This window comes from Geoanaerobacter pelophilus, from assembly GCF_018476885.1.
In the GTDB taxonomy this organism is placed as follows: domain Bacteria; phylum Desulfobacterota; class Desulfuromonadia; order Geobacterales; family DSM-12255; genus Geoanaerobacter; species Geoanaerobacter pelophilus.
The window spans coordinates 1-222 of record NZ_JAHCVJ010000042.1; the positions used below are offsets into that span (position 1 = coordinate 1).

Sequence of the window (222 nt, forward strand, 5' to 3'; positions counted from 1 at the left end):
CGCTTAGATGCTTTCAGCGGTTATCCTTTCCGTACATAGCTACCCAGCGACTGCTCCTGGCGGAACAACTGGAACACCAGAGGTACGTTCAACCCGGTCCTCTCGTACTAAGGTCAACTCTTCTCAAGTATCCTACGCCCACAGAAGATAGGGACCAAACTGTCTCACGACGTTTTAAACCCAGCTCGCGTACCGCTTTAATTGGCGAACAGCCAAACCCTT

1 rRNA gene is annotated in these 222 nt (G+C 51.4%); it reads right to left on the minus strand.

Annotated features, from left to right (window positions below):
- Positions 1–222: ribosomal RNA gene (locus KI809_RS20430) — 23S ribosomal RNA — on the minus strand; the annotation flags it as partial.